Below are 21,420 nucleotides of genomic sequence, written 5' to 3'. Positions count from 1 at the left end.
TTTAATCCGGGAACTTGTCCGAGCACAGCTGGCCGCCGGAGCCCCAGTTGCTCTTGTCCACATCGGTGATCACCACATGCACGCTTTCGGGATTGCCGCCTGCGGCTTTTACAAAGGCATCAGTCAGATCGCGGACAATGGCCCGCTTCTGATCTTCGCTGCGGCCTGTGAACATTTCGACGCGGATTATCGGCATTGCTGCTCTCCTGATGAAAGTGGTTGAGGGCGGACGGTATGGAAGGCGCCGTCCAGGTAAGCGAGCGGGCGCAGGCCCGCGTTTTGAATGGCCGTGGCATTGCCGACGACAATTGTGTGGGTGGCGTGAACCAGAGTGTTTTCCACCGTGCAGACGAAGGCCGTTGCGCCGGCAAGAACCGGCCCTGAGGGGGAAGCGGTCAGTGCAACCCCCTGGAACCGGTCATCGTGCAGGTGATCAAGACGGCCGGCAAAGGTTTGGGCCATGTCGCTGGCCCCCTCTGGCAGGACGTTGACGCAAAAGGTTTGGTTGGCCGTCACCGCCCGGGAGATCCGGCTGCCGCTGAGCAGGCAGACCAGCACCGAAGGCGGATCTGCCGACAGCGAGGAAAAGGCGCTGACGGTTGCCCCCGCGGCGCCAGCAGGACCGTCTGTTGTCACCACGGTAACAGAGCTGGCCACCTGCCGCATGGCCGCAAGGAAGGCACCGCGGTCTGCTGCGGTCATTCCGCGGCCTCGGCCGCCGGGCGGGAGGTGAAGTGGGGCATGACCTCTTCCGCGAAGCATTGGATCGCGTCCAGTGTCTCCTGTGCGCCGCAGCCGAAATTGGGGTTCAGGATCACCCGGTCGATGCCCAATTCGGCGTAGGGCGACAGCTTGTCCAGCATCTCCTGCGGGGTGCCGATCAGCAGGCTTTCCGCCAGTTCTTCTGCGCTCTGCTGGCGCGGCAGCTCGCGGATCATGCCGTTGTCTACGATACCCGGGCCGGTGAACACATTGTCAAACCGGCTGTAGTAACGGTGCGCGGCTTCGATCTTTTTCTGCCGGTCCGCCTGGCTTTGTGTCACGAAGCCCACCCGCGACAGCGACAGGGTCAGCCCCTGCCCCGCTGCACCCATTTCCGCCTTGGCGCGGCTGAAGCCGTCAACCTGGTCCAGCAGCAGCTGATGATTTCCCGCCAGCGGCGTGGTCTGGATGTGGAACCCGCGCCTGGTGCAATGATAGATGCCTTCGGGGTTCAAAACCGCCATCATCATCTGCGGCCCGCCGGGGCGCACCGGCCGCGGCATGATGGTGATCGGGTCGAATTTGTAAAAATCGCCGTCCCAGCTCACTTCTTCCTCGGACAAAAGCGCCTGCAGCACGGCCAGCGATTCATTGAACCGGGCCTGGGTCTCCTCCATCGGCACGCCCAGGCGCTCCATCTCATATTTGAAAGCGCCGCGGCCTACGCCCAGCATCAAACGGCCTTCGGTAAAGATGTCGGTGGCCACTACTTCGCCCGCATAGGTGCGCATATCGTGCAGCGGCAGGACCACGATCGAGGTCATAATTTTGACGCGCCGGGTCATGGCGGCGATCTTGACCGCAAATTGCAGCGGTGCCGGCATCATCAGGCAGTTGATCAGGTGATGCTCGGTCACCGAAACGGCGCCAAATCCCAGCCGGTCGGCCAGCACCGCCTGATCGAGCATGTCAGCATAGACCCGGTCGCCGCCGTAGGATTTGTCCGGATAATCCGCGGACAGCTGAATACAGAATTCCATGGCTCACCTCCCTGTCATGTGCAGGCAGGTTGGCAGAAAAAGATAAAGCAGGAAAACGGATTTAATCTATCGGTTAGTGCAGATTTTTTGCATTAATTGATGCATGAACATCGCCGCCATCCAGACCTTTCTTTGCGTCGTCCGCACCCGGAACCTCAATCGCGCCGCAGAGGAGCTCAATGTCACTCAATCCGCTGTCACGGCCCGGCTCGACACGCTCGAACAGGCCCTGGGCGCCAAGCTCTTGATCCGCTCCCGCAAGGGGGCGGCCCTGACCAAGGAGGGGTTCGCCTTTCTGGAGCAGGCCGAGGTGATCACGCGCAGCTGGGAAAACGCCCGTGCCCGTATTAGCTTGCCGAGCGGTGTTACACGGCTGTTCAGCTTTGTCTGCGATCCGGGCTTGTGGACCGGGCTGGGCGAGGCGTGGATCGCGCAGGTCCGCAGCAGCCATCCGGAGATCGCGGTTGAAATCTGGTCCGGAACTGCCGGAGATGCGCAATCTTGGCTGCAAAGCGGGATGAGTGATGCGGCTCTGCTGACGGAACCTCTGACAGGGGCCGGCTTTGAAAGCCGCGAGCTGGCAGCGGATGATCTGATCCAGGTTTCAACCCGTCTCCGCAAGGCTGTGAAATGGGCCCCTGATTATGTCTATGTGGATTACGGCCCCGCGGTACGGGCCCAGCATGCCGAGACCTGGCCGACAGGGGAAACCGCCTCTGTTGCCTTCAGCAGTCCGGACTGGGCCCTTCGGCACCTGCTGGCGCATGGCGGATCAGCATACCTGCCCCGCCGCATGGCTGCTGGTTTGATCGCAGAGGGGCGTTTGTTCGAAGTTGAGGGATCTGCCGGTTTCAGCCAGCGTGTTTTTCTTTCATGGCGCAATGGCCGGCAGGACATTTTCGCCTGGCTGGCAGAGCGGGACCCCGAAGCATGAGGCGCTGAAACCCTTGAGCAAAGTACGAAATACATTGTCAAACTGTCCGGAACGGATGAAAAATAACTATGGATGAAAAAGACCACGATATTCTGAGGCTGATCCAGTCCAACGCTCAGCTGACGGCTGAGGCGATCAGCCATGAGGTCGGCCTGTCACCGCCTGCGGTTCAGAAACGGTTGAAGAAACTGCGCGATACAGGTGTGATCGAAAAGGAGATTGCACTGTTGTCGCCGTCCAAGCTGGGGCGGGAAATGACAGTGATCGTGCAGGTGGTGCTGGAGCGTGAAAGCCGCATGCATCTGGACGCTTTCAAACGCAAAATGCGCCAGGCGCGGGAGGTGCAGCAATGCTACTACACCACCGGCGAGGCGGATTTTATCCTGGTGGTCATCGTCAAGGACATCAAGGAATACGAGGCTTTCACGCAGGAATACTTCTTTGATGAATCCAACGTCAGCCGTTTCACCTCCTCGGTGGTGATGGACCGGGTGAAAGTGTCGCTGGATATCTTCTGAGGGTCAGGCGCCGGGCAAACAGGCGCAGAGCGCCTCCACGGCCGCGGGGATGTCATCCTCGTGGGTGCAGCCGTAGCCCAAAAGCAGGCCGTTCAGGTCCTGCCGCTGCATGCAGTAGTAGGACAGCGCGTAGGCTGACAGGCCGCGGGCATCCAAGGTGTCCAGAATATCCATGTCACGGAGTTCCGTGGGAAGATCGGCGATGACCCGCAGCCCGCTGGTGGTCTGGCGCAGGTCCACAAACGGGCTGGATATGCGGGCAAAACTGCTGAGCATCGCCTTGCGGCGGCGGGCATAGGCGCTGTGCATGCGGCGGATATGGGTGCTGAGGTGGCCCTGTTCGATGAACTCGGCCAGCACCGCCTGCAGCCAGGTGTTGGGGCCGCGGTCGGTGATTGCGCTGAGCGCCATCAGCGGCTTGGCCAGCGGCGGCGGCGCGATGATGAAACCCAGCCGCAGCGAGGGAAACAGAGCATTGTTGAAACTGGAAACATAGATGGTGCGGGCCTGGTGGTCGTCGCAGTAGATTGCTGGATCCGGGCGGCCTCCGAACACGAACTCATTGTCCAGGTCATCCTCGATCAGCCAGGCATCATTGCGGGCGGCCCAGTTCATCCACTCCAGCCGCTGCGCAATCGGCATTACCGCTCCCAGCGGATACTGGCAGGAGGGGGTGAGATAAGCGAGCCGCGCGTCCGGATGCTGCCGGCCTTGCGTTGGAACCGATGCGCCAGTCTCTGCCACCGGGACCGGCACAACGGAGCCGCCCTGGGCCTGAAAGCTCAACCGCACCACCGGGCTTGAGGGGTCCTCCATCAGCACTTTCTCTCCCGGATCAACCAGCAGCGCGGCAATCAGGTTCAGCGATTGCTGCGAGCCATTGGTAACGATCACCTGCTCCGGGCTGCATTTCAGTCCGCGCCGGTTCAGCACGTGGTCGGCAATGGCGGCGCGCAAGGGCGGATAGCCGCCCGGCTGGCCATAGGCCATCATGGCACTGTCCAGCCGGTTGCGGATGCGGTTTTCGATCCGGCCCCAGATCTTGTGCGGGAACAGGTCGATGGCTGGGATATTGGCAATGAAGGGGCGCACACGCTGCGGGTCGAAATAGGAGGGGTCCAACCCGTCCGCGGCAGCCTTGCCGCGCTGTGATAATTTCGGAGGGCGGCAGTTCCGGGCGATGTTGCTGGTGACGGGATGCAGCCCGGGGAACTCCGGGTTGACAAAGGTGCCGGCGCCCGTCCGGCTTTGCAAGTATCCCTCGCTGGCCAGCTGCTCGAAAGCAGCCACCAGGGTGCTGCGGGCGATGCCGTGATGTTCTTTCATCCAGCGGGTCGACGGCAGCTTCTGGCCTGGCTTGATACCGCCGTTCCGGATCATCCGGCGCAGCTGCTGGATCAGCTGCAGATACAGCGGCGTGCCGCTTTTGCGGTCCAGCTGCAGGAAGGGCAGCGGCGCGGTATGCTTGGTTTGCTCCGGCAGGGGTCAGCTCCAAAATGGTTTGCAACATTTAATCGAATTGGCCGTTGAGGGCAAAACCATTTTCTGTCAACACATCTCTGTCAGCCCGCACTTGGGCACATGAACAGCAAAGAAGGCTGCCCTTGCCTGCCAGACGGGTCTCGTGCAGCCGGCAGGGGAAGAACATGTCTGACGTCATCAACCACTATGTCCAACAGGCGGCGAAGGGTTTCATGAACCGCCGCGAATTCATCGGCCGCCTTGGTGCACTGGGGGTTGCTGCGGCTTCCGCCAACAGCCTGCTGGCGTCGGCGGTGCGGGCAGAAGGCCCGAAGAAGGGCGGCCTGCTGCGCGCAGGCCTGCAGGGCGGTGCCAGCACCGACAGTCTGGACCCGGCGCTGGCGGCCAGTTCGGTTCCCAACAACGTGCTGACCGCCTATGGCGATCTGCTGGTGGAAGTCGACACCCACGGTCAGATCGTGCCGCGTCTGGCGGAATCGGTTGAGGCCAGCGCTGATGCCAAGACCTGGACCTTCAAGATCCGCAAAGGCGTGGAGTTCCACAACGGCAAGACCATGACCCCGGAGGACGTGCTGAAAACCATGCAGCGCCACTCCAACGAGGACAGCCAGTCCGGCGCACTCGGCATCATGCGCGGCATCGAGTCGATGAATGCGGATGGCGATTATTTCAGCGTGACGCTGGACTCGCCGAACGCCGACCTGCCCTATTTGATGGCCGACTACCACCTGGTGGTGCAGCCGGATGGCGGCATGGATGCCCCGGCGTCCGGCATCGGCTGCGGCCCCTACACGCTTGAAGTCAATGAGCCTGGCGCGCGTCACGGCTTCAAGAAGTTCGCGAACTACTGGGACGAAGGCCGCGGCCACGCAGATGAGATCGAAATCCTGGTGCTGAACGATGACACCGCCCGCACCGCCGCGCTGCAAAGCGGCCAGGCGCATTTCATCAACCGGGTGGCGCCGAAGATCGCCAAGCTGCTGGGGCGTGCGCCCGGGCTGCGGATCGAGAGCATTGCCGGGCGCGGCCATTACTGTTTCCTGATGCATTGCGACACCGCGCCCTTTGCCAGCAATGACCTGCGGATGGCGCTGAAGCTGGCCGTCGACCGGCAGGAGATGGTCGACAAGGTGCTGCGCGGTTTTGGCAGCGTCGGCAACGACTCCCCGATCAACGCGGCCTATCCGCTGTTCTCAGAGGACATCGAACAGCGGGTCTACGATCCGGACCAGGCCCGCCACTATTACCAGAAATCCGGCCATGACGGCCCGATTGTGATGAAAGTCTCCGACACGGCCTTCCCGGGTGCGGTGGATGCAGCGCAGCTGTTCCAGCAGAGTGCATCCAAGGCGGGCATCCCGCTGCAGATCGAGCGGGTCCCCAGCGATGGCTACTGGTCCGAGGTCTGGAACAAGGAGCCCTTCTGCGCCTCCTACTGGGGCGGCCGCCCGGTGCAGGACCAGATGTTCTCGACCGCCTATAAATCGGATGCCGACTGGAACGACACCCGGTTCAAGCGCGATGATTTCGACGCGCTGCTGCTGCAGGCCAAGGGCGAGCTGGACACCGTCAAGCGCACCGCGTTCTACCGTGAAATGAGCGTCATGGTCGGCAATGAGGGCGGCGCAATTATTCCGATGTTCAACGACTTTATCGATGGGGTCAGCGAACAGGTCGGCGGCTGGGAGAATGATTCCGGCGGCGGCATGATGTATGACGGTGCGCTGGTGAAAACCTGGCTGCTGTAACGGTTTTTCCCGAAGACTGCGGCGGGCGGCCCCCGGCTGTCCGCCGTTTTTTGTGAAGGCGCGCCCATGAAGCTGGTCACCTACAACATCCGCTACGCGCTTGGCCCGGACGGGGTCTATGATTACGGCCGGATTGCTGACGCGGTGTGCGGCGCCGATGTCATTGCGCTGCAGGAGGTGGAACGCCACTGGCGCCGCAGCGGCATGGCGGACCAGCCTGCGCTGCTGGCAGAACTGCTGCCGGAGTATCACTGGGCGTTTTTCCCGGCCTTCGACATGGATGCCAGCAGCACCGGTGCGGATGGCCGGGTCGTGAACCGCCGCCGCCAGTTCGGCCCGATGCTGCTGTCGAAACGCCGGATCCTAGAGGTGCGCCGCCACCCGCTCCCCAAGATCGCCACCGCACGCAGCCTTGGCATGGAAACCGGTGCGCTGGAATGCGTACTGGACGCGCCGGATGGCCCCTTGCGGGTCTATTCCCTGCATTTGTCCTCTGCCTCGCAGCGGGAAAAGCTGCTGCAGGTCCAACACCTGGTTTCCTTGCATCAGGGAGCCTACGCCCGCGGCGGCGCCTGGACCGGCAAGGCGCCTGAACACGACCCCGGCGAACTGGCCAATTTCCTTGCGATGGATTGGGCCCAGGGAGAGGAGCAGCCCGCCCTGCCCCGCCACACAATCCTGATGGGTGATTTCAACATGGTGCCGGGCAGCCCTGAATACATCGCGTTGACCGGAGAGCCGGATCTGGCCACCGGCCATAATCTGCATTGGGACAGCTTTGCCGACAGCTGGACCCACGCCCGGAATTGCGCGGGCGGCGATGGCCACACCTGGCTGCCCGATCCGCCAGACCGGGCCCCGGCCAAGCCCTTGCGGCTGGACTACTGCTTGCTGAGCGCCGGGCTGGCGGATTCTGTTGCGCGCGCCTGGGTGGACCGGGAGGCTAAGGGATCCGACCACCTGCCTTATTGGGTCGAGCTTGGCGGCGGCTGAACGGTTCAGACGGGCAGATCAGCCAATTCTCTCAAAGCTCTGGCTTCCTGGGCACTCAATAGAATCCCGGCGACTTCAGCCTGCTCCCGGTTCTGGTGGCGCCGGCCGCCTGGCACCCGCGTGCCCTCATCCCGTGTCATCGCGGTCAGCATTTCCTCCAAGGCGGCGGGAAACCCGTTGCGCCCCAGCCCGTCCGGCCGGATGGCAATGATGGTCTGCCCAAGCCGCGGCGGGCCGCCGGTGTCATTGCCCAGCGAGGAAGCTTGATAGGACCACTGGGCACCGCTCAGGCCGGCGGCCAAAACCTCGACCATCAGTGCCAGCGCGGCGCCTTTGTGGCCGCCGGCTGGGGCGATGGAACCTGCCATGGCCGCCTCTGGATCGGTTGTCGGCCGGCCTCCGGCATCCAGCGCCCAATGCGGCGGGATGTCCTCGCCGCCGGCGGCGGCATTGGACAGGTTGACAAAGGCGGTGGCGGAGGAGGAGCTGTCGATAACCAGCGGATCGCCCGGCCGCGGCGCGCCGAAGGCCCAGGGGTTGGTGCCGAAGAAGGGCGTCTTGCCGCCCCAGGGCGCCATGGTCGAAGAGGCATTGGCCGTCATCAGGCTGACCAGCCCCCGCCGCGCCAGCCGGTCCGTGAAGTATCCCAGCCCCCCGCAAGCGTAAGCGTTGGAAATCCCAAGCACCGCGATGCCTTGCTTCCGCGCCGCCTCCGCCAGAAGGTCCTCGGCCGCCTCATAGGCCGGGTGGGCAAACCCGTCTGCCGCATCTGCGGCCAGGGTCCCGGGCAAAGGCTGGCTGATAACGGGCGCTGCATCGCCTTGGATTTTCCCCACCCGCAGGTGGTTGCAGTAGGAAGGCAAATACCCAAGCCCGATACCGCGGGTGCCTTCAGCCTCGGCGGCCCGGATTGACCTGGCGACCGGGACAGCCTGTGCGGTGCTGGCTCCGGCGGTGCACAGCGCGGCGCGGGCAAAACTCTCAACTTGCTCTAGGGATAGAGTGATTGTCATTTTGTGCTCCTTGCGGGCTTGCTGTCAAACCAGCGGCATCCGCCGCATGGTGCCGGGGGCCTCGGGGTCGCGGTACTTGTTCGGCAATCCCCGCTCGCGCAGCAGATTGGCGCAATAGGCCAGCCGGTCGCGGTCCAGCGTGACGCCAAGCCCCGGCCCTTCGGGCAGTGGCAGATGGTTGTCCCTTGGGCTGAACGGGCCTTCGGCGATCACATCATACGGCTGCTGGCGCAGCAGCGACTGGTTCGGCTCGCGGATATGGGGATGCGCGGCGCAGGCGTGCAAATAGACCGCAGTGCCCAGGCCGCTGTCACCGGAGTAGCACCAGAAATCGATCCCCGCGCCCTCGCAGGCGGAGACAAAGCGCATCATTGCCGAAAACCCGCCCAGCCCGGCCACGTCCGAGACCAGTGCATCCGGCACGCCGTAGGCCACGGCCTTGCCTATATCGAGGTTGTGGCCGGAGAACGGGATGGAGGTATGTGCGCGCAGCTTGCGCATCTGCCGCCATTCCGGTGTCGGGTCTTCCCAGTTGCGCAGCCCGATCTCCTGGAAAGCAGGCGCCAGATACAGCGCCGAGGGCAGGCTGAAGGCCTGGTTGCTGTCGGCCCTAAGCATTGCCTGCGGCCCCAGCGCATCGCGGAGTGCTTGCAGGAGCTTGATATTCTGCGGCAAGTCAGGGTCCGAAATCTTACCCTCGAACCAGGTGGTGCCAAAGCGCTCGCGAAGGTCCAGGCAATAGTTCACAACTTCGGCAATGCTGGCTTCTCCCCGTACCTTGCCGTGAGGCAGGCGGTAAGAGAAATAGTCGGTGAACGGGATCCGCCGCCGCTGGATACCGCCCAGCAGATTGGCCACCGGTTGCCCCCAGAGTTTGCCGCGCAGGTCCCAAAGCGCGATTTCCACACCGCCCCAGGCACCGCGGGTGGTGGTGTCGGTCACTGAATGGCAGAACGGCTGCGAGGGCAGCAGCATCCGTTCCAGCGTCGCAATATCGATGGGATCGCAGCCGGTGCCATGCTCTGCCCAGGCGTTGATAATGGGTGCCGCGGCGTGCGAAGGGGCCTCGCCGATGCCCAGCACCCCATCGGTGGTTTCCACCTCCACCACGCATTTGGTGAAGCCATCCAGCACGCCGTAGGACCAAACATAAGGCGCCTCCAGCGGCACCAGGATCGGTGTCGCCTTGAGTGATTTGATTTTCATGTGAGTTTCCTTGCTGCCCGAAGGCTGCCGCCCCGGTAACGGGGCAGCGGCGGTGTTCAGCTGTCCAGCCAGACGCGCTCCAGATGCATTTCCCGCAGCGGATGGCGTTTGTAGCCCTTTACCTGTGCGGTGTGATGCATCGCCAGATAGCGCCAATAGGCCTGCACGATCACGCCGCTGTCCTGCAGCATTTTTTCCAGCTCGGCCATCAGCGGGCGGCGCTGGCCGGGGTCGAAGATCCCCAAGGCTTGCGTCAGCTTGGCATCGAATTCCGGATTGGAATGGCCGCTTTCATTCCAGGCCTCGCCGGATTTATAGGCCAGCGCATAGACCTGCACCCCCAGCGGCAGGCCGCCCCAGGAAGTGGTCGAGAACGGGTATTTCGTCCAATCGTTCCAGAAGGTTGCGCCCGGCAGCGTCTTGCGCGCCACGTCGAATCCCGCATCGCGCAGCTGCGCCGCGACACTGTCGGCAAAATCCTTCAGCTCGCCCTCGTCGGTGGAGATCAGCTCAATCTCCCCGCTTTCGCCTGAGGCGTCCAGCAGCGCCTTTGCCTTGGCCGGGTCGGCGGGCGGGCGCGGCACGTCGGCGTATTCCGGGTGCACCGGCGCCACGTGGTGGTTGTCGGCCTCGCTGCCCAGACCGGAGATTGCCAGCTCGACGCACAGGGCATTGTCGACTGCCAGCTGCACGGCGTTGCGCAGTTGCTGGCTGGTGAAGGGCGGCGCGTTCACGTTCATCCTGGCCACAGCGGTGGTTGCGGTCAGCGCCGCCGCCCGTTCCAGGCCCATGGCATTGAACAGTTCTTCGGCGTTGCTGGAGGTTTCGTCGTTCATGTCGATGTCGCCAGCATCGAAAGACGCGGCAAAGGTTGCATCGTTGTTGCCGAGGTCCAGGAACTCGATACCGTCGAGGTAGACGTCGCCGCCCCACCATTTTCCATCTCCGCGCCGTTTCAGCACCGCCTTGCCGCCGACTTCGAAGGAGACAAGTTCAAAGCCGCCGGTGCCGATCGGCGCGTCCTGAAGCTGGCCGGTAAAGGAGGGATGCACGCATAGGGCCGGATAGTCGCCGAAGGACGGGATCAGCGAGATATCCGGGGTGAAGAGGTTCAGCCGGACGGTGTGGTCATCCACCTTTTCCACCGCACTCTCGGCGGCCTGGTCCTCTCCCTCTGCCCGCAAGGCAGCCAGACGGGCCGCCATGGAATTGCCTTCGGCGGTGCTGTCGGCCATGCGGCGGATGTTGAAGACAACGTCATCGGCGGTGAAGGGGTCGCCGTTGGTCCAAATAGCGTCGCGCCGCACTTTCAGCGTATAGGTTCTGGCGTCGCTGCTCACCTCCCAGGCTTCCAGCAGCGAGGGCGAGAAGCTGCCATCCGGCTCCCACCGCACCAGCGGTTCGCAGAACTGGCGGGCGACGTTGGCCTTTTGCGGCCAGTCATAGGTGCGCGGGTCGTTGATATCGAGGACCTGTTGGCCGATGCGCAGGACCCCGCCGCGTTTGGGCTCTTCTGCCGCCGCTGCAGCGGGTGCCGCCAGTCCCAGCATGCCAGAGGCTGCCGCCGAGCTCATGCCAAAGATACTGGCCAAGGTCATGAACTCGCGCCGGTCCAGGCGTCCGGTTCTGGCCTCTTCGGCCCATTGACGGATCCTTGTTTCCGTTTGATTTTCCATTCTTCCCTCCCTGTTTTGACGCCACGATCAGATCATCCGGCCGCTCAGCCGGTGATCGAAGTGATAATTCGACATCCGCTCGACCCCGTTTTCGAGTATCAGGAACTGGTCCTCCAGCTTCACGCCTTCGCTGGACCGGTCCCAGCCGATGTAGCTTTCGAGGCAGATAATCATACCGGGTTCCAAGGCGCCCTGCAGCGGATAAGCGGCGCCGGTGCCGTCCATATGCGGGATGTTGGGGAATTCCCCCGCCATCCCCAGCCCATGGCCGATGCAGTAATAGCGGCTGGCCTGATGCTCGGATGGGACTTTCCAGGCTTTCTCAGCCAGCTCCCGGTATTCGGCACCTGATTTCAAGAGATCCGCATTCCACTCCAGCTGTTCCCGCGCGCGGGCATAGAGCAGTTGCTGATCCGGTGCCGCCTTCTGGTCTCCGCACAGAAACGTGCGCGAGAAATCAACGGCGTAGTTCTCAAAGGCCAAGGCGTCCGTGTCGAGGCACAACAGGTCTCCTTTCTGCAGCAGACGGCTGCCCGCTTCCTGGAAATAGGGGAAGGTGTTCGGGCCGCTCTGGAACAGCCGGGTCGAGACATAGTGGCCGTGCTTGGCCATCAGCGCATAGTGGAACTCGGCCCAGGTTTCGGTTTCACTCTTGCCGGGTTCGGCGCGGGTCTCCAGCCGGTCGACGCCAAGTTCGACCCGCCGCATTGCTTCACGGATGTAAGGCAGTTCAATCGGCAGCTTTATCATCCGCGTCAGGGCCAGCGCCTGGCCTGCATCACTGACGTGCAGACCTTGGCGGCGCAGGGCGTCCACTGCCTGGAACGGAAAGCGGTCGATGGCGATGCAATCGATGGATGGGTCGTGATCCTGTACCGCTTGGAAAATCTCCGCGGCAAACCGCGCGCAGGCCCCCTGCATATCACCGCCGGAGCTGACGTAATCCAGCCCTTCGGCCATGCGGATGTCGCTGATTGTCGGCAGGTCTTCGGCCAAATGCTGCGACCCGGCAAAATCATAAAGGATTACCGGACCGTCCAGGAACACTAGCAAATAGCGGGCCGGCGTGCGCGACGACCATAGCTGCATGTTCATTGCACCTGTGGAATAGAAGATCTGATTGGGATCGATGATCGCCATCACCGGAATGCCGTGCCTTCGCATCCCCTCGCGGGTGTGCGCCAGCCGCGCCTGGTACAGCGCGTATCTGTTTTCCGTCAGTTCAACAGAAAGGGGCGTGTCGGTTTCAGTCATACCTGCGGTCCCGGGTTTCCCATGCCACAGAGAGTGCCCGTTAAGGCCCGGTTTACAAAATGACGAATCCAGCGCAGGGTTTTTACAAAACGTAAAATGGGTGCCCCGTGCTGAATGCCCCGTCCCTGACCGGCCTGCGCGCCTTTGAGGCAGTGATCCGCCACGGCTCCCTGACCGGCGCTGCGCAGGAGCTTTTTGTGACCCCCGCTGCCATCAGCCACCGGCTGAAGGACCTGGAAGCAAAGGCCGACGCCAAGCTGTGCTACCGCGAGGACGGGCAGTTTCACCCGACGCCGCAGGGGCGCGCGGTGCTGGATCAGCTGGGCGATGCCTTTGAACGGATCCGCAATGCCAGCCGCATGATCGAGGAATGCGCCGCCGCACCGGTGCTGGAAATTGTCGCCTCCTATTCCTTTGCGGTCTCCTGGCTGATCCCGAACTTGCCGGAATTCCAGGCCAGGTTTGCGGACCTGAAGATCACCATTGAACCCAGCCATACTCCGGTGCGGCAGGCCCGCCCGAGCACCGGTCTCGTGATCGTGCATTCCGCAGACCGCCCGGATGGCAGCGGCTGGGAGCGGCTGTTCGAAGACATCTGCGCTGTGGTTTGTGCTCCCGGCCACCCTGTGCTGTCGCAAGGCATTCTGCCGGAAACCCTGTCTGCTTTCCCGCTGGTGCAGATCAGCCATGAACAGGGCAGCCGCCGGGGTGAGTTTTCCTGGCAGGTCTGGGGCCGGAAAATGCTGAACACACCGGTGTTGTTTTCCGCGGGGCTGCAAGTCACCGCCGAACATGCGGCCATTGACGCGGTGCAGGCCAGCGACAGCCTGGCCCTTGCGAGCCTGGTCAATGCCGGCAGGGCGCTTCGCGCGGGGGCACTAGCTGCCGTGGCAGGCTCCGCCTGCGCCTCCGGGCAGAGCTATTGGGTGCGCTCAGCGGGCGGCGCAGGTAAAACCGCCGCTGCCGCAGAGGCGTTCAAGCAATGGCTGCAGGTCCGCACTGTGGAAACCTTGAGGGCTTATCACCCAAGCGGAAGCTGCACCTAGGAACGGGTTACTCCCCAGCCTCATGTTCAGTGTGGGCCGCAACCAATGTGTCGAGGAAAAGCTTGGTGATCCGGTTCACGGCTGGCCGTTTGCGGGTGACGGCGGCAAACTGGCTACGGTAGAAAATCTCCTCGGGCAATACTTTCTTCATCAGCCTATGACCGACAAATGCGTCACCCAGGTGATCCGGTAGAAACCCCAGATAGCTGCCGGACATGATCAGGATTGCCAGCGCCTGTTCGTTCTGCACTTTGGCAGCGCGGCGAAAGCCCAGTTTCTGGCCGACATGCAGGTTCGGTGAGTTCACCCGGATGCCGGCGTAGTTCATTGCTTGCACATCCGTAAGCCCCAGGCTGGTCTGGTCGCAGTCAAAGAACGGATGCCCCTTGCCGCAGTAGAGAAACATGTTCTCGCCGTAGAGCGGCATGTAGTCGAGGCTGGGAGAGGGCCGGTGCAGTGCCAGGATGCCGATGTCCAGCTCGCCGCCGATCACCTTGGTCTCGATCACGTTTGGCGGCTCCAGCGAAAGTTCGATTTCCACTGCCGGGGCCGCCTTGTTGAATTCACGGATGGTGCCGGGGACAAAGGCTTCGGGGTTGGAGGCGCATTGATCGAACAAAGCGATCCGGATGGTGCCGGCCAGCTGCTGCTTGATCTCGTTCACCTGCGCCCGGAAATCGGTGACCGAGGCCAGCAGCCCTTCGGCGGAGCGCAGCACCTTTTCGCCGTCGTCTGTCAGGGAAAAACCGGCCGGGCCGCGGTTGCAAAGTTTCAGATCCAGCCTTAACTCAAGGTCGGCAATATATTTCGAGATCGTCGATTTGCCGATGTTCAGCTCGGTCTCCGCCGCCGCCAGCCCGCCGCTTTCGGCCACCGACTTGAAGACTCGGAGCAATTTCAGGTCAGCGTCGGCAATGTGTTTTACACGGGAATGGCGGTTCATCTTCCAGGTTCGCGATTTGTGAAACTTTGCTTTCAAAAGTTTACATTCTAGAAACATGAAACGCAATGTAGCTTCCGGCCCACCAAGGACGGATCGGACCGGCATTTATGCTTATGGAGGGCATGCCGGCGCGCGCCTTGGCTTCAAGATGACAATACGGGAGGAAGTTATGTCATTTCTCAAAAAGGTCTGCACGCTGACCGCTGCCGTTTCTGCCGCGGCGATGCTGACCACCGGTGCCGTTTCCGCAAAGAACTTCAAGATTGCCGTGGGCGACAGCGCCGGCAGCCCGCAGGAAGCGACCGGCAAGTTCTTTGTTGAGGCATTGGAAGCAAAATCCGGCGGCGAGCACACGGCCACCCTGTTCCTGAACGGCCAGCTGGGCTCCGAGCAGGACACCGTGAACGAAGCTGCAATCGGCACCCTGGATATGTCGCTGCTGGCGATCAACAACGTGACTCCGTTCTCCCCGACTGTGGGCGTGTTCACCCTGCCGTATGTGATCCTGTCGCTGGAGGACGCGGAAACCCTGACGCAAGGCCCGATCGGCCAGGAGCTGACCGAGAACACCCTGCGGGATGCAGGCGTGCGGATCATTGCTTGGACCTACACTGGCTTCCGCCGCCTGACCAACTCCAAGAAGCCGGTCACTACGGTTGCCGACCTGCAGGACCTGGTCATCCGCGTTCCAAAGAACGAGATCATGATCGAGACCTACAAGTCCTGGGGCATCAACCCGACCCCGATGGCCTGGTCCGAGACCTTCACCGGTCTGCAGACCAAGGTGGTTGACGGTCAGGACAACCCCTACATGACCATCAATGCGATGAAGTTCTATGAAGTGCAGAACCATGTTACCAACCTGCGCTACATCTTCTCGATCGAACCGCTGATCGTTTCCGAGGCCGTGTTCCAGGGCCTGTCGGAAGAAGATCAGCAAATCATCCTGGAAGCGGGCAAGGAAGCCACCTTGAAGTCGGCCCAGTTCCTGCGCGACTCCGAAGCTGCGATCAAGGAAGAGCTGACCGCCAAGGGCATGGCCATCGTGGATCCGGAAAACGACGAAGCCGAGTTCATCAAGCTGGCAACCGAAGCCGTGTGGCCGAAGTTTTACAACTCGATCGGCGGCGTTGAGAAGATGAACGCGGTGCTGACCGCCATCGGCCGCGATCCGGTTCAGTAAGCCTCTGGCAAACCTATAAAAAATAACAAAGCAGCGCCTCGTGCGCTGCTTTGCACAGGGGAGGAGTTCATCATGTTCTGGAAAGTCCTGGACAATATAGAAAGCTATATCTGCCGCCTATTGCTGTCCGGTTTTGTCATTCTGCTGTTCGTGCAGATCGTCTCACGCGAAGTCTTTGGGCATTCATTCTCGTGGATCGAGGAGCTCTCGGTCTATATGTTCGTCTGGTTTGTCTATTTCGGGGCCAGCTATGCTGCGCTGAAAGGCGCGCATAACCGGGTCACTTTTCAGTTCAAGTTCCTGCCCTCAGGCTGGATTAAGTACATTGAGGCTTTTGCCGACCTCTTCTGGCTGTTCTTCAACTGCTACTTCCTGTGGCTGGCCACCGATTTCGTCTTCAACAAGATGAACAAGTTCTGGAAATCACAGACCTTGGGCATCGAGATGAAATACATCTACATGGTGCTGCCAATCGCCTTCACCTTGATGACGATCCGCATCCTGCAGGTGAACTACCGCAAGCTTATCCGTGGCGAAGAAATCCACGATCCCGACCAGATCGACCTTGACGAAATCAAGGCCGCCACTGGCGCGGACAATCGCGCGTGATTGAGGGAGGGAGAGAATAATGGAAACTGAAATCGTCACGATCCTGTTCGGATCATTCCTGCTGCTTTTGTTCCTGGGCGCGCCGATCACGGTTGCGCTGGGGGTGTCGTCGCTGCTGTCGTTCCTTTACCTGGACGAAAACCCGATCAAATTCGTGCAGATCGCCTTTACCTCGGTCGGCTCCTTCCCGCTGATGGCGCTGCCGGCCTTTATTCTGGCAGGCGCGCTGATGGAGGCCGCGGGGATCTCGAAACGGCTGATCAACGTAGCCGAAAGTTTTGCCGGGCCGTTCACTGGCGGCATCTCGGCCGCGACGGTCATGGCCTGTCTGTTCTTTGGCGCCATCTCCGGCTCCGGCCCGGCAACCACGGCTGCTGTCGGCATGCTGATGATCCCGGCGATGATCAACCGGGGCTATGAAAAGGGCTATGCGTCTGCGATCACGGCGTCTTCGGGCGGATTGGGCATCATCATCCCGCCGTCGATCCCGATGGTGATCTTTGGCATCGCCGCCCTGGGCATGGCCCCGCCGCCGGAAGCGGTCGAGAAATTCGGCACCTTCCAATCGGTCTCGATCTCGAAATTGTTCATCGCGGGCTTTGTGCCCGCCTTCCTGATCGCCACCAGCCTTTTGATCCTGAACTTCTTCATGTCAAAAAAGCGTGGCTACAAAGGATCTGCTGATGGCTGGTCGATCCGCAATGTCGGCTGTGAAATGTACCGCGGGTTCTGGGCACTGATGGCGCCGGTGGTGATCCTGGGCGGTATCTACACCGGCTTCTTCACCCCGACCGAGGCCGCGATTGTTGCGATCTTCTACACCCTGGTGGTTGGTGTCTTCATCTACCGCGAACTGACCTGGTCGTCGCTGTTCCAGTCGCTGGAGGCCACAACCTGGCTGACCGGCCGCGTGCTGCTGATCCTGTTCACCGCAACCGTGTTCGGGCGTCTGCTGGTGGAGAACCAGATCCCCGCTGTGATTGCCAACTCGATGCTCAGTTTCACCGACAACCTCTATGTGATCTGGGCGCTTATCATCTTCTTCCTGTTGTTTGTCGGCATGTTCATGGAGACGCTGGCAACCATCCTGATCCTGGTGCCGGTGATGCTGCCGGTGGCCTATTCAGTCGGCATCGACCCGATCCACTTTGGCGTGGTGATGGTCTGTACCTTGGGCATCGGCTTCCAGACGCCGCCGTTGGGGGAAAACCTGTTCATTGCCTCGGGCATCTCGAACATCTCAATCGAGACGATCTCGCTGCGCGCCTTGCCCTTTGCTGCGGTGAACACGATTGCGATCTTCATCATCGCGTTCTTCCCGGAAATCTCGCTGTGGCTGCCACGGCTGTTTGGCTACTGATCTGAAAGGGGACTGACATGAAACCACTGATCACAAACATCCTGTTTGCCACCGACCTGTCGCACAACTCGACCCTTGCATTGCGCCATGCGGCCAGCTTGGCGCAGGCGACTGGGGCAGAGATCCATGTGCTGCATGTGAATGAGCCGATCTCCGAGGATGCCAAGATCACTTTCGAGATGTTCGTGCTGAACGACGAGACCCGCAAGGCGGCGGCCAAGCGGCGGCATGAAATGGTCAAGCAGGTCCTGGCTGAGCGTCAGGCCCGGTTCTGGGCCGCCTTCGAAGGCGATGACGCCAAGATCCGTGACCAGGTGACCTCGATCGAGGTCACCGACGGCCACCCAGCGGAGGTGATTCTGCGCCGCTCGGCAGAGCTGGGCTGCGATCTGATTGTGCTGGGCGCCCATGACCACGGGTTCTCGCACACGTTCCTGGGCACTGTCGCCAAGCGGGTTCTGCGGCGTTCGCAGATCCCGACCTTGGTGGTTCCTTACCAGAACGGTGAAGACGAGGAGTGATCCTCCCCGCAAGCGGCAGGCCTAGTCCGCTTGCGAAGACCGCTTCTGCTTCAGGGCTCAGACCTGTGCAGGAGCGGTTCTGACGTCCGGGTGCAGGTTTTTATAGGGAACGCTCTGCAAATCGCAGGGAAACACGCCCGGTGCGGCAACCGGATAGACGGCACTGGCGACCGGTTCAAAATCGGCCCGGAAATGAGCGGTGCTTTTGACGCAAACCGTGTGAAATTTCTCCGGCTCCAGCCCCAGATGGGTGAAATGCGCCAGGTCCAGGCACTGGTTGCGGATGCTGGTGGCTACAAGCGTGATATCCGCATCTGAGTTTGCCAGCCGCAAAGCGGCCGTCAGGCCCAGGGTCGCCACCCCGCCGCCATACATTTCACCAGTATAGCGGCAGGCGCCGTCGCTGAGGGCAACCACTTCGAATTCCGCTTCAAACGGCGCATCGCCTGCCACTCCGGACCGTCCGCCAAGCGCTGCACGGAACACCCCGCCGCGTCCCAGAGCATGGGCCATGGCCGCGGCTTCTGGATCATGAAACAGCCCCATCAGCACATCTTGCGCGCCCGCCTCCGCCAGCGCCGTCAACAGCCCGGTGGTGTCCGAGGTGCCGCCGGCGCCGGGGTTGTCCTGCACGTCAGCAAGCACCACAGGTTTGCCGGTCCTTGGCCCATTGGCAATGGCTGCGGCCTCCTGAGGCGACAGCATTGGATGGGCTGAGTCTGCCTCCAATTCTGTGAACAATGCAGCGATTTGATCTGCAGCGCACTCCGCGGCTCCGGCTGTTGCGCCATAGGCCACGCAGGACGGCCGGGTATCGGGGAAATCCGCCGCAGTGAACCCCAGCGCGATGTCTGCCAAAACACCCTCCTGTTCCAGTGGCGGCAGCGCGGCATAGAGTTCTTCGCCCGGCGTGGCCCCGGTGTATTGGGCATGCAGAGGAATCAGGAAATCCATCTGCCGGAATGCCTTGTGCAGCGTCTCGCCCGCCAGCAGCCGCTGCAGCACCGGCAGGCAGCGCGCACCGGTGGCGCCCATGTCCAGGTGCGGATAGGTGCGGAAGATTGCCATATATGACGCCAGCTCCACCGAGGCAGCCGACACATTGGCGTGCAGGTCCAGGCTGACCACGATGGGCAGCTCGGGCCCGGCCAAAGCCCGCAGCCGCCGCAGGATCTCACCCTCGCCGTCCGCATGGCTTTCGGTGACCATCGCCCCGTGCAGATCCAGATAGATCCCGTCCAGCGGACCGGCAGCACGTATGCCGTCCAGGATCTTGGCGCAGATGGTCTCAAAGGCGTCATCGGTCACATGCGCCGAGGGCTCTGCCGCGCACCACAGGATCGGCAGCAGCTCCATTCCGGCTTGATCTGCCGCCTTGGCAAAACCCGCGATCGGCAGGTTCATGCCGCAGGTCTCAGCGATCACTTCGCTCCCGTGCAGCATGGCGGGCCAGGAATTGGCCATTTCGAACTCCGCCAGCCCGGCCTTGGTGGTGCCGAAACAATTGGTTTCATGCTGGAAACCGGCAATTGCGATCCGTGGTTTGGACTGCATGGCCGTCACTTCTCCCGTTCCCAGACAACCTGCCCGCGGCGGATGGTCCGGGTGACCTTGGTGGTCTCGATGTTGTCAGGATCTTCCAGCGGGTTGCGGTTCAGCACCGCCAGATCTGCCAGTTTGCCAGACTCGATGGAGCCGCGGGTGTCTTCCTGGAAGACTTGCCAAGCGGCGTCGATGGTCTGCGCCCGCAGGGCCGACAGCGCAGAAATCCGCTGCGCCTCGCCGAGACGGCGGCCACCCGCCGTGACCCGGTTCACCGCGCAATGCGCCAGGTGGATCGGACGCGTCGGCGTTACCGAGGCGTCGTTATGGATGGTGTAGCGCACGCCGTACCGCTCGGCCGAGGCACAGGGTGAGATCCGCTCTGCCCGTTCCGGCCCCAGAAAGGTGTCATAGTGGCGGTCGCCCCAGAAATGCACATGCGCCGGGAAGAAGCTGACGGTGATGCCGAGCTCTGCCATCTGCTGCAGCTGGTCATCGCGCAGGGCTTGGCCATGGATGATGGTATGGCGGTGATCGGTGCGCGGGGTAGCCTCCAGCGCGGCGGCAACCGCATCAATGAACATCTGCGCCCCGGCGTCGCCGTTGCAATGGCAATGGATTTGATAACCCAGATCATGCAGTTTCCTGACCTGAAAGCGGTGCTCCTCCCCGCTTTCATAAGACATGCCGCAAGGATGCTCCGGGTCGACCGGTTTGTGGTAGGGCGCGCTGAGAAACGCCGTCTGCAACTGGAACGCCCCGTCGGTGAACAGCTTGCGCGGGCCCAGGGTGAAATGCGGGTTGCCGGGCCAGTGCAGCGGATCCGGACCCTCGGTCAGGGCCGGCTCCAGCTCGCCGATGGGCAGCAGCATCAGGTCATAGCCCGGATCCTGATCCGCAGGCAGCGAGGCAAAGTGCTCCAGCATCTCGCGCGTGGCCCAGGCGTTTTGCGCGTAGGTGACGCCATGCGCCAGGTATTCGTCCCGGCAGCTGTTGAATCCGGCCCAGAACCGTTCGCGGTCGATCAGGAAATCGGTATCCCCCATCTCGCGCATAGCCGAGAGACCTTCGATCAGCCCGGTTAGCGCACCGGTCACCGGATCGCGACCGAAACGGCCGCCCAGAGGGTCGGGCGTATCCCGGTTCACCCCGTGCTTTTGCAGCGCCAGGGAGTTGGCCGAACCATTGTGGCCCGAGGCATGGATCACCCAGATAGGGTGCTCGGTGGAAACACTGTCCAGCTCGCTGCGCGTTGGCATCCGGCCTTCGGCAATGGCGGTATTGTCGAACAGCACGCCCATCACCCATTCGCCCGCTGGTGTTTCCGCGGCCTTGGCCCGCAGCCGTTCCAGCGCCGTAGGGATGTCCGGGCAACCGCCCCGTGGCGGCGAGGCCAGATCGACCCGGAACAGCCGGATGAAGCCTGGGTCGGGGAAATGCCCGTGCGGGTCGATGAAGGCGGGGATCAGGGTCTGGCCTTGCAGGTCCATTTCTTCAGTGCCTGCGGGCATCTGCGCGCGCAGCTCTGCTTCGCTGCCAACCGCGCGGATGGTCTGGCCTTCGGTCAGCACCGCCTCAGGCGTGGAGTTCCCCGTATCCATCGTCAGGATCGGGCCATTGAAATACAGCACGGATGTCATGGCTTGGCTT

At 62.2% G+C, this 21,420-nt stretch carries 20 protein-coding genes; 9 read left to right on the top strand and 11 right to left on the bottom strand.

The genetic code is table 11. The features are described 5' to 3' along the window. Nucleotide 1: 1 nt before the first annotated feature. From ACXAEH_RS21625 to ACXAEH_RS21615, 3 genes are read right to left on the bottom strand one after another with little or no spacing between them, the layout of a single operon-like run. Nucleotides 2-196: a 2-hydroxymuconate tautomerase gene (locus ACXAEH_RS21625; protein ID WP_039130722.1), complete on the bottom strand. Its 195-nt coding sequence runs from the start codon at nt 194-196 to the stop codon at nt 2-4. Then, nucleotides 187-666: a flavin reductase family protein gene (locus ACXAEH_RS21620; RefSeq protein ID WP_475036019.1), complete on the bottom strand. Its 480-nt coding sequence runs from the start codon at nt 664-666 to the stop codon at nt 187-189. The genes ACXAEH_RS21625 and ACXAEH_RS21620 overlap by 10 nt, the downstream gene beginning before the upstream one ends. Before the next feature lie 32 nt (nt 667-698). Next, nucleotides 699-1,742 (bottom strand): LLM class flavin-dependent oxidoreductase, encoded by a 1,044-nt coding sequence (locus ACXAEH_RS21615; RefSeq protein WP_475036017.1) that lies wholly within the window; start codon nt 1,740-1,742, stop codon nt 699-701. A 103-nt stretch (nt 1,743-1,845) separates the two neighbouring features. Here ACXAEH_RS21615 and ACXAEH_RS21610 point away from each other — a divergent pair, with 103 nt between their 5' ends. Together ACXAEH_RS21610 and ACXAEH_RS21605 are read left to right on the top strand one after the other, a co-directional pair. Then, nucleotides 1,846-2,676: a LysR family transcriptional regulator gene (locus ACXAEH_RS21610; RefSeq protein WP_475036015.1), complete on the top strand. Its 831-nt coding sequence runs from the start codon at nt 1,846-1,848 to the stop codon at nt 2,674-2,676. A 68-nt stretch (nt 2,677-2,744) separates the two neighbouring features. After that, entirely contained in the window at nt 2,745-3,194 is a 450-nt protein-coding gene (locus tag ACXAEH_RS21605; protein ID WP_475036013.1) for an Lrp/AsnC family transcriptional regulator, read from the top strand. Nucleotides 3,195-3,197: 3 nt separating this feature from the next. On the opposite strand, the gene pdxR is transcribed toward ACXAEH_RS21605, so the two are convergent. Further along, a complete protein-coding gene (pdxR, locus tag ACXAEH_RS21600) occupies nt 3,198-4,601 on the bottom strand; it encodes a MocR-like pyridoxine biosynthesis transcription factor PdxR (protein ID WP_475036145.1) in 1,404 nt (467 codons plus the stop codon). A 239-nt stretch (nt 4,602-4,840) separates the two neighbouring features. Here pdxR and ACXAEH_RS21595 point away from each other — a divergent pair, with 239 nt between their 5' ends. Both ACXAEH_RS21595 and ACXAEH_RS21590 read left to right on the top strand, forming a co-directional pair. Beyond that, nucleotides 4,841-6,424: an ABC transporter substrate-binding protein gene (locus tag ACXAEH_RS21595; protein WP_475036011.1), complete on the top strand. Its 1,584-nt coding sequence runs from the start codon at nt 4,841-4,843 to the stop codon at nt 6,422-6,424. A 66-nt stretch (nt 6,425-6,490) separates the two neighbouring features. After that, the gene (locus ACXAEH_RS21590) at nt 6,491-7,417 is read left to right on the top strand and encodes an endonuclease/exonuclease/phosphatase family protein (protein WP_475036010.1); all 927 of its coding nucleotides are present in this window, start codon (nt 6,491-6,493) and stop codon (nt 7,415-7,417) included. Between the two features lie 5 nt (nt 7,418-7,422). Here the strand turns inward: ACXAEH_RS21590 and ACXAEH_RS21585 are convergent, their stop codons facing one another. Genes ACXAEH_RS21585 through ACXAEH_RS21570 form a run of 4 tightly spaced genes read right to left on the bottom strand, consistent with a single transcriptional unit; the run spans nt 7,423 to nt 12,566 of the window. Next, nucleotides 7,423-8,430 (bottom strand): Ldh family oxidoreductase, encoded by a 1,008-nt coding sequence (locus ACXAEH_RS21585; RefSeq protein WP_475036008.1) that lies wholly within the window; start codon nt 8,428-8,430, stop codon nt 7,423-7,425. Nucleotides 8,431-8,454: 24 nt separating this feature from the next. After that, complete coding sequence (locus ACXAEH_RS21580; protein ID WP_475036006.1) at nt 8,455-9,636, bottom strand: mandelate racemase/muconate lactonizing enzyme family protein; 1,182 nt, start codon at nt 9,634-9,636, stop codon at nt 8,455-8,457. A 56-nt stretch (nt 9,637-9,692) separates the two neighbouring features. After that, nucleotides 9,693-11,312, bottom strand: a complete 1,620-nt coding sequence (locus tag ACXAEH_RS21575) for an ABC transporter substrate-binding protein (RefSeq protein WP_475036004.1) — start codon at nt 11,310-11,312, stop codon at nt 9,693-9,695. Between the two features lie 27 nt (nt 11,313-11,339). Further along, complete coding sequence (locus tag ACXAEH_RS21570) at nt 11,340-12,566, bottom strand: M24 family metallopeptidase (protein ID WP_475036002.1); 1,227 nt, start codon at nt 12,564-12,566, stop codon at nt 11,340-11,342. A gap of 107 nt (nt 12,567-12,673) precedes the next feature. Between ACXAEH_RS21570 and ACXAEH_RS21565 the strand changes: the two genes are divergently transcribed. Next, nucleotides 12,674-13,612: a LysR family transcriptional regulator gene (locus ACXAEH_RS21565; RefSeq protein ID WP_475035999.1), complete on the top strand. Its 939-nt coding sequence runs from the start codon at nt 12,674-12,676 to the stop codon at nt 13,610-13,612. Between the two features lie 7 nt (nt 13,613-13,619). Here the strand turns inward: ACXAEH_RS21565 and ACXAEH_RS21560 are convergent, their stop codons facing one another. Further along, nucleotides 13,620-14,555, bottom strand: a complete 936-nt coding sequence (locus ACXAEH_RS21560; RefSeq protein WP_475035997.1) for a LysR family transcriptional regulator — start codon at nt 14,553-14,555, stop codon at nt 13,620-13,622. 169 nt (nt 14,556-14,724) lie between these two features. Between ACXAEH_RS21560 and ACXAEH_RS21555 the strand changes: the two genes are divergently transcribed. The 4 genes from ACXAEH_RS21555 to ACXAEH_RS21540 all read left to right on the top strand — a co-directional run bounded on the left by ACXAEH_RS21555 (nt 14,725) and on the right by ACXAEH_RS21540 (nt 18,228). Continuing rightward, on the top strand, nt 14,725-15,738 hold the full coding sequence (locus tag ACXAEH_RS21555; protein WP_475035995.1) for a TRAP transporter substrate-binding protein: 1,014 nt from the start codon (nt 14,725-14,727) through the stop codon (nt 15,736-15,738). Nucleotides 15,739-15,810: 72 nt separating this feature from the next. After that, nucleotides 15,811-16,347 (top strand): TRAP transporter small permease, encoded by a 537-nt coding sequence (locus ACXAEH_RS21550; RefSeq protein WP_475035993.1) that lies wholly within the window; start codon nt 15,811-15,813, stop codon nt 16,345-16,347. Between the two features lie 19 nt (nt 16,348-16,366). Beyond that, entirely contained in the window at nt 16,367-17,707 is a 1,341-nt protein-coding gene (locus ACXAEH_RS21545) for a TRAP transporter large permease (protein WP_475035991.1), read from the top strand. 17 nt (nt 17,708-17,724) lie between these two features. Beyond that, a complete protein-coding gene (locus ACXAEH_RS21540) occupies nt 17,725-18,228 on the top strand; it encodes a universal stress protein (RefSeq protein ID WP_475035990.1) in 504 nt (167 codons plus the stop codon). A 57-nt stretch (nt 18,229-18,285) separates the two neighbouring features. Here the strand turns inward: ACXAEH_RS21540 and ACXAEH_RS21535 are convergent, their stop codons facing one another. Both ACXAEH_RS21535 and ACXAEH_RS21530 read right to left on the bottom strand, forming a co-directional pair. Next, nucleotides 18,286-19,782 carry a M81 family metallopeptidase gene (locus ACXAEH_RS21535; RefSeq protein ID WP_475035988.1) on the bottom strand — a complete coding sequence of 499 codons (1,497 nt, stop codon included), beginning with the start codon at nt 19,780-19,782 and terminating at the stop codon, nt 18,286-18,288. A 5-nt stretch (nt 19,783-19,787) separates the two neighbouring features. After that, a complete protein-coding gene (locus tag ACXAEH_RS21530; RefSeq protein ID WP_475035987.1) occupies nt 19,788-21,410 on the bottom strand; it encodes an amidohydrolase in 1,623 nt (540 codons plus the stop codon). Nucleotides 21,411-21,420 lie beyond the last annotated feature (10 nt).

Source organism: Leisingera sp. ABM4_060, assembly GCF_056158765.1.
Note: the sequence above shows the minus strand (reverse complement) of the source record. Positions and strands in the feature narration are given on the sequence as shown.

What these genes read in the sequence shown, in the direction of transcription:
- ACXAEH_RS21625 (WP_039130722.1), bottom strand. Translation starts at nt 196, where the DNA reads ATGCCGATAATCCGCGTCGAAATGTTCACAGGCCGCAGCGAAGATCAG.
- ACXAEH_RS21620 (WP_475036019.1), bottom strand. Translation starts at nt 666, where the DNA reads ATGCGGCAGGTGGCCAGCTCTGTTACCGTGGTGACAACAGACGGTCCT.
- ACXAEH_RS21615 (WP_475036017.1), bottom strand. Translation starts at nt 1,742, where the DNA reads ATGGAATTCTGTATTCAGCTGTCCGCGGATTATCCGGACAAATCCTAC.
- ACXAEH_RS21610 (WP_475036015.1), top strand. Translation starts at nt 1,846, where the DNA reads ATGAACATCGCCGCCATCCAGACCTTTCTTTGCGTCGTCCGCACCCGG.
- ACXAEH_RS21605 (WP_475036013.1), top strand. Translation starts at nt 2,745, where the DNA reads ATGGATGAAAAAGACCACGATATTCTGAGGCTGATCCAGTCCAACGCT.
- ACXAEH_RS21595 (WP_475036011.1), top strand. Translation starts at nt 4,841, where the DNA reads ATGTCTGACGTCATCAACCACTATGTCCAACAGGCGGCGAAGGGTTTC.
- ACXAEH_RS21590 (WP_475036010.1), top strand. Translation starts at nt 6,491, where the DNA reads ATGAAGCTGGTCACCTACAACATCCGCTACGCGCTTGGCCCGGACGGG.
- ACXAEH_RS21585 (WP_475036008.1), bottom strand. Translation starts at nt 8,430, where the DNA reads ATGACAATCACTCTATCCCTAGAGCAAGTTGAGAGTTTTGCCCGCGCC.
- ACXAEH_RS21580 (WP_475036006.1), bottom strand. Translation starts at nt 9,636, where the DNA reads ATGAAAATCAAATCACTCAAGGCGACACCGATCCTGGTGCCGCTGGAG.
- ACXAEH_RS21575 (WP_475036004.1), bottom strand. Translation starts at nt 11,312, where the DNA reads ATGGAAAATCAAACGGAAACAAGGATCCGTCAATGGGCCGAAGAGGCC.
- ACXAEH_RS21570 (WP_475036002.1), bottom strand. Translation starts at nt 12,566, where the DNA reads ATGACTGAAACCGACACGCCCCTTTCTGTTGAACTGACGGAAAACAGA.
- ACXAEH_RS21560 (WP_475035997.1), bottom strand. Translation starts at nt 14,555, where the DNA reads ATGAACCGCCATTCCCGTGTAAAACACATTGCCGACGCTGACCTGAAA.
- ACXAEH_RS21555 (WP_475035995.1), top strand. Translation starts at nt 14,725, where the DNA reads ATGTCATTTCTCAAAAAGGTCTGCACGCTGACCGCTGCCGTTTCTGCC.
- ACXAEH_RS21550 (WP_475035993.1), top strand. Translation starts at nt 15,811, where the DNA reads ATGTTCTGGAAAGTCCTGGACAATATAGAAAGCTATATCTGCCGCCTA.
- ACXAEH_RS21545 (WP_475035991.1), top strand. Translation starts at nt 16,367, where the DNA reads ATGGAAACTGAAATCGTCACGATCCTGTTCGGATCATTCCTGCTGCTT.
- ACXAEH_RS21540 (WP_475035990.1), top strand. Translation starts at nt 17,725, where the DNA reads ATGAAACCACTGATCACAAACATCCTGTTTGCCACCGACCTGTCGCAC.
- ACXAEH_RS21535 (WP_475035988.1), bottom strand. Translation starts at nt 19,782, where the DNA reads ATGCAGTCCAAACCACGGATCGCAATTGCCGGTTTCCAGCATGAAACC.
- ACXAEH_RS21530 (WP_475035987.1), bottom strand. Translation starts at nt 21,410, where the DNA reads ATGACATCCGTGCTGTATTTCAATGGCCCGATCCTGACGATGGATACG.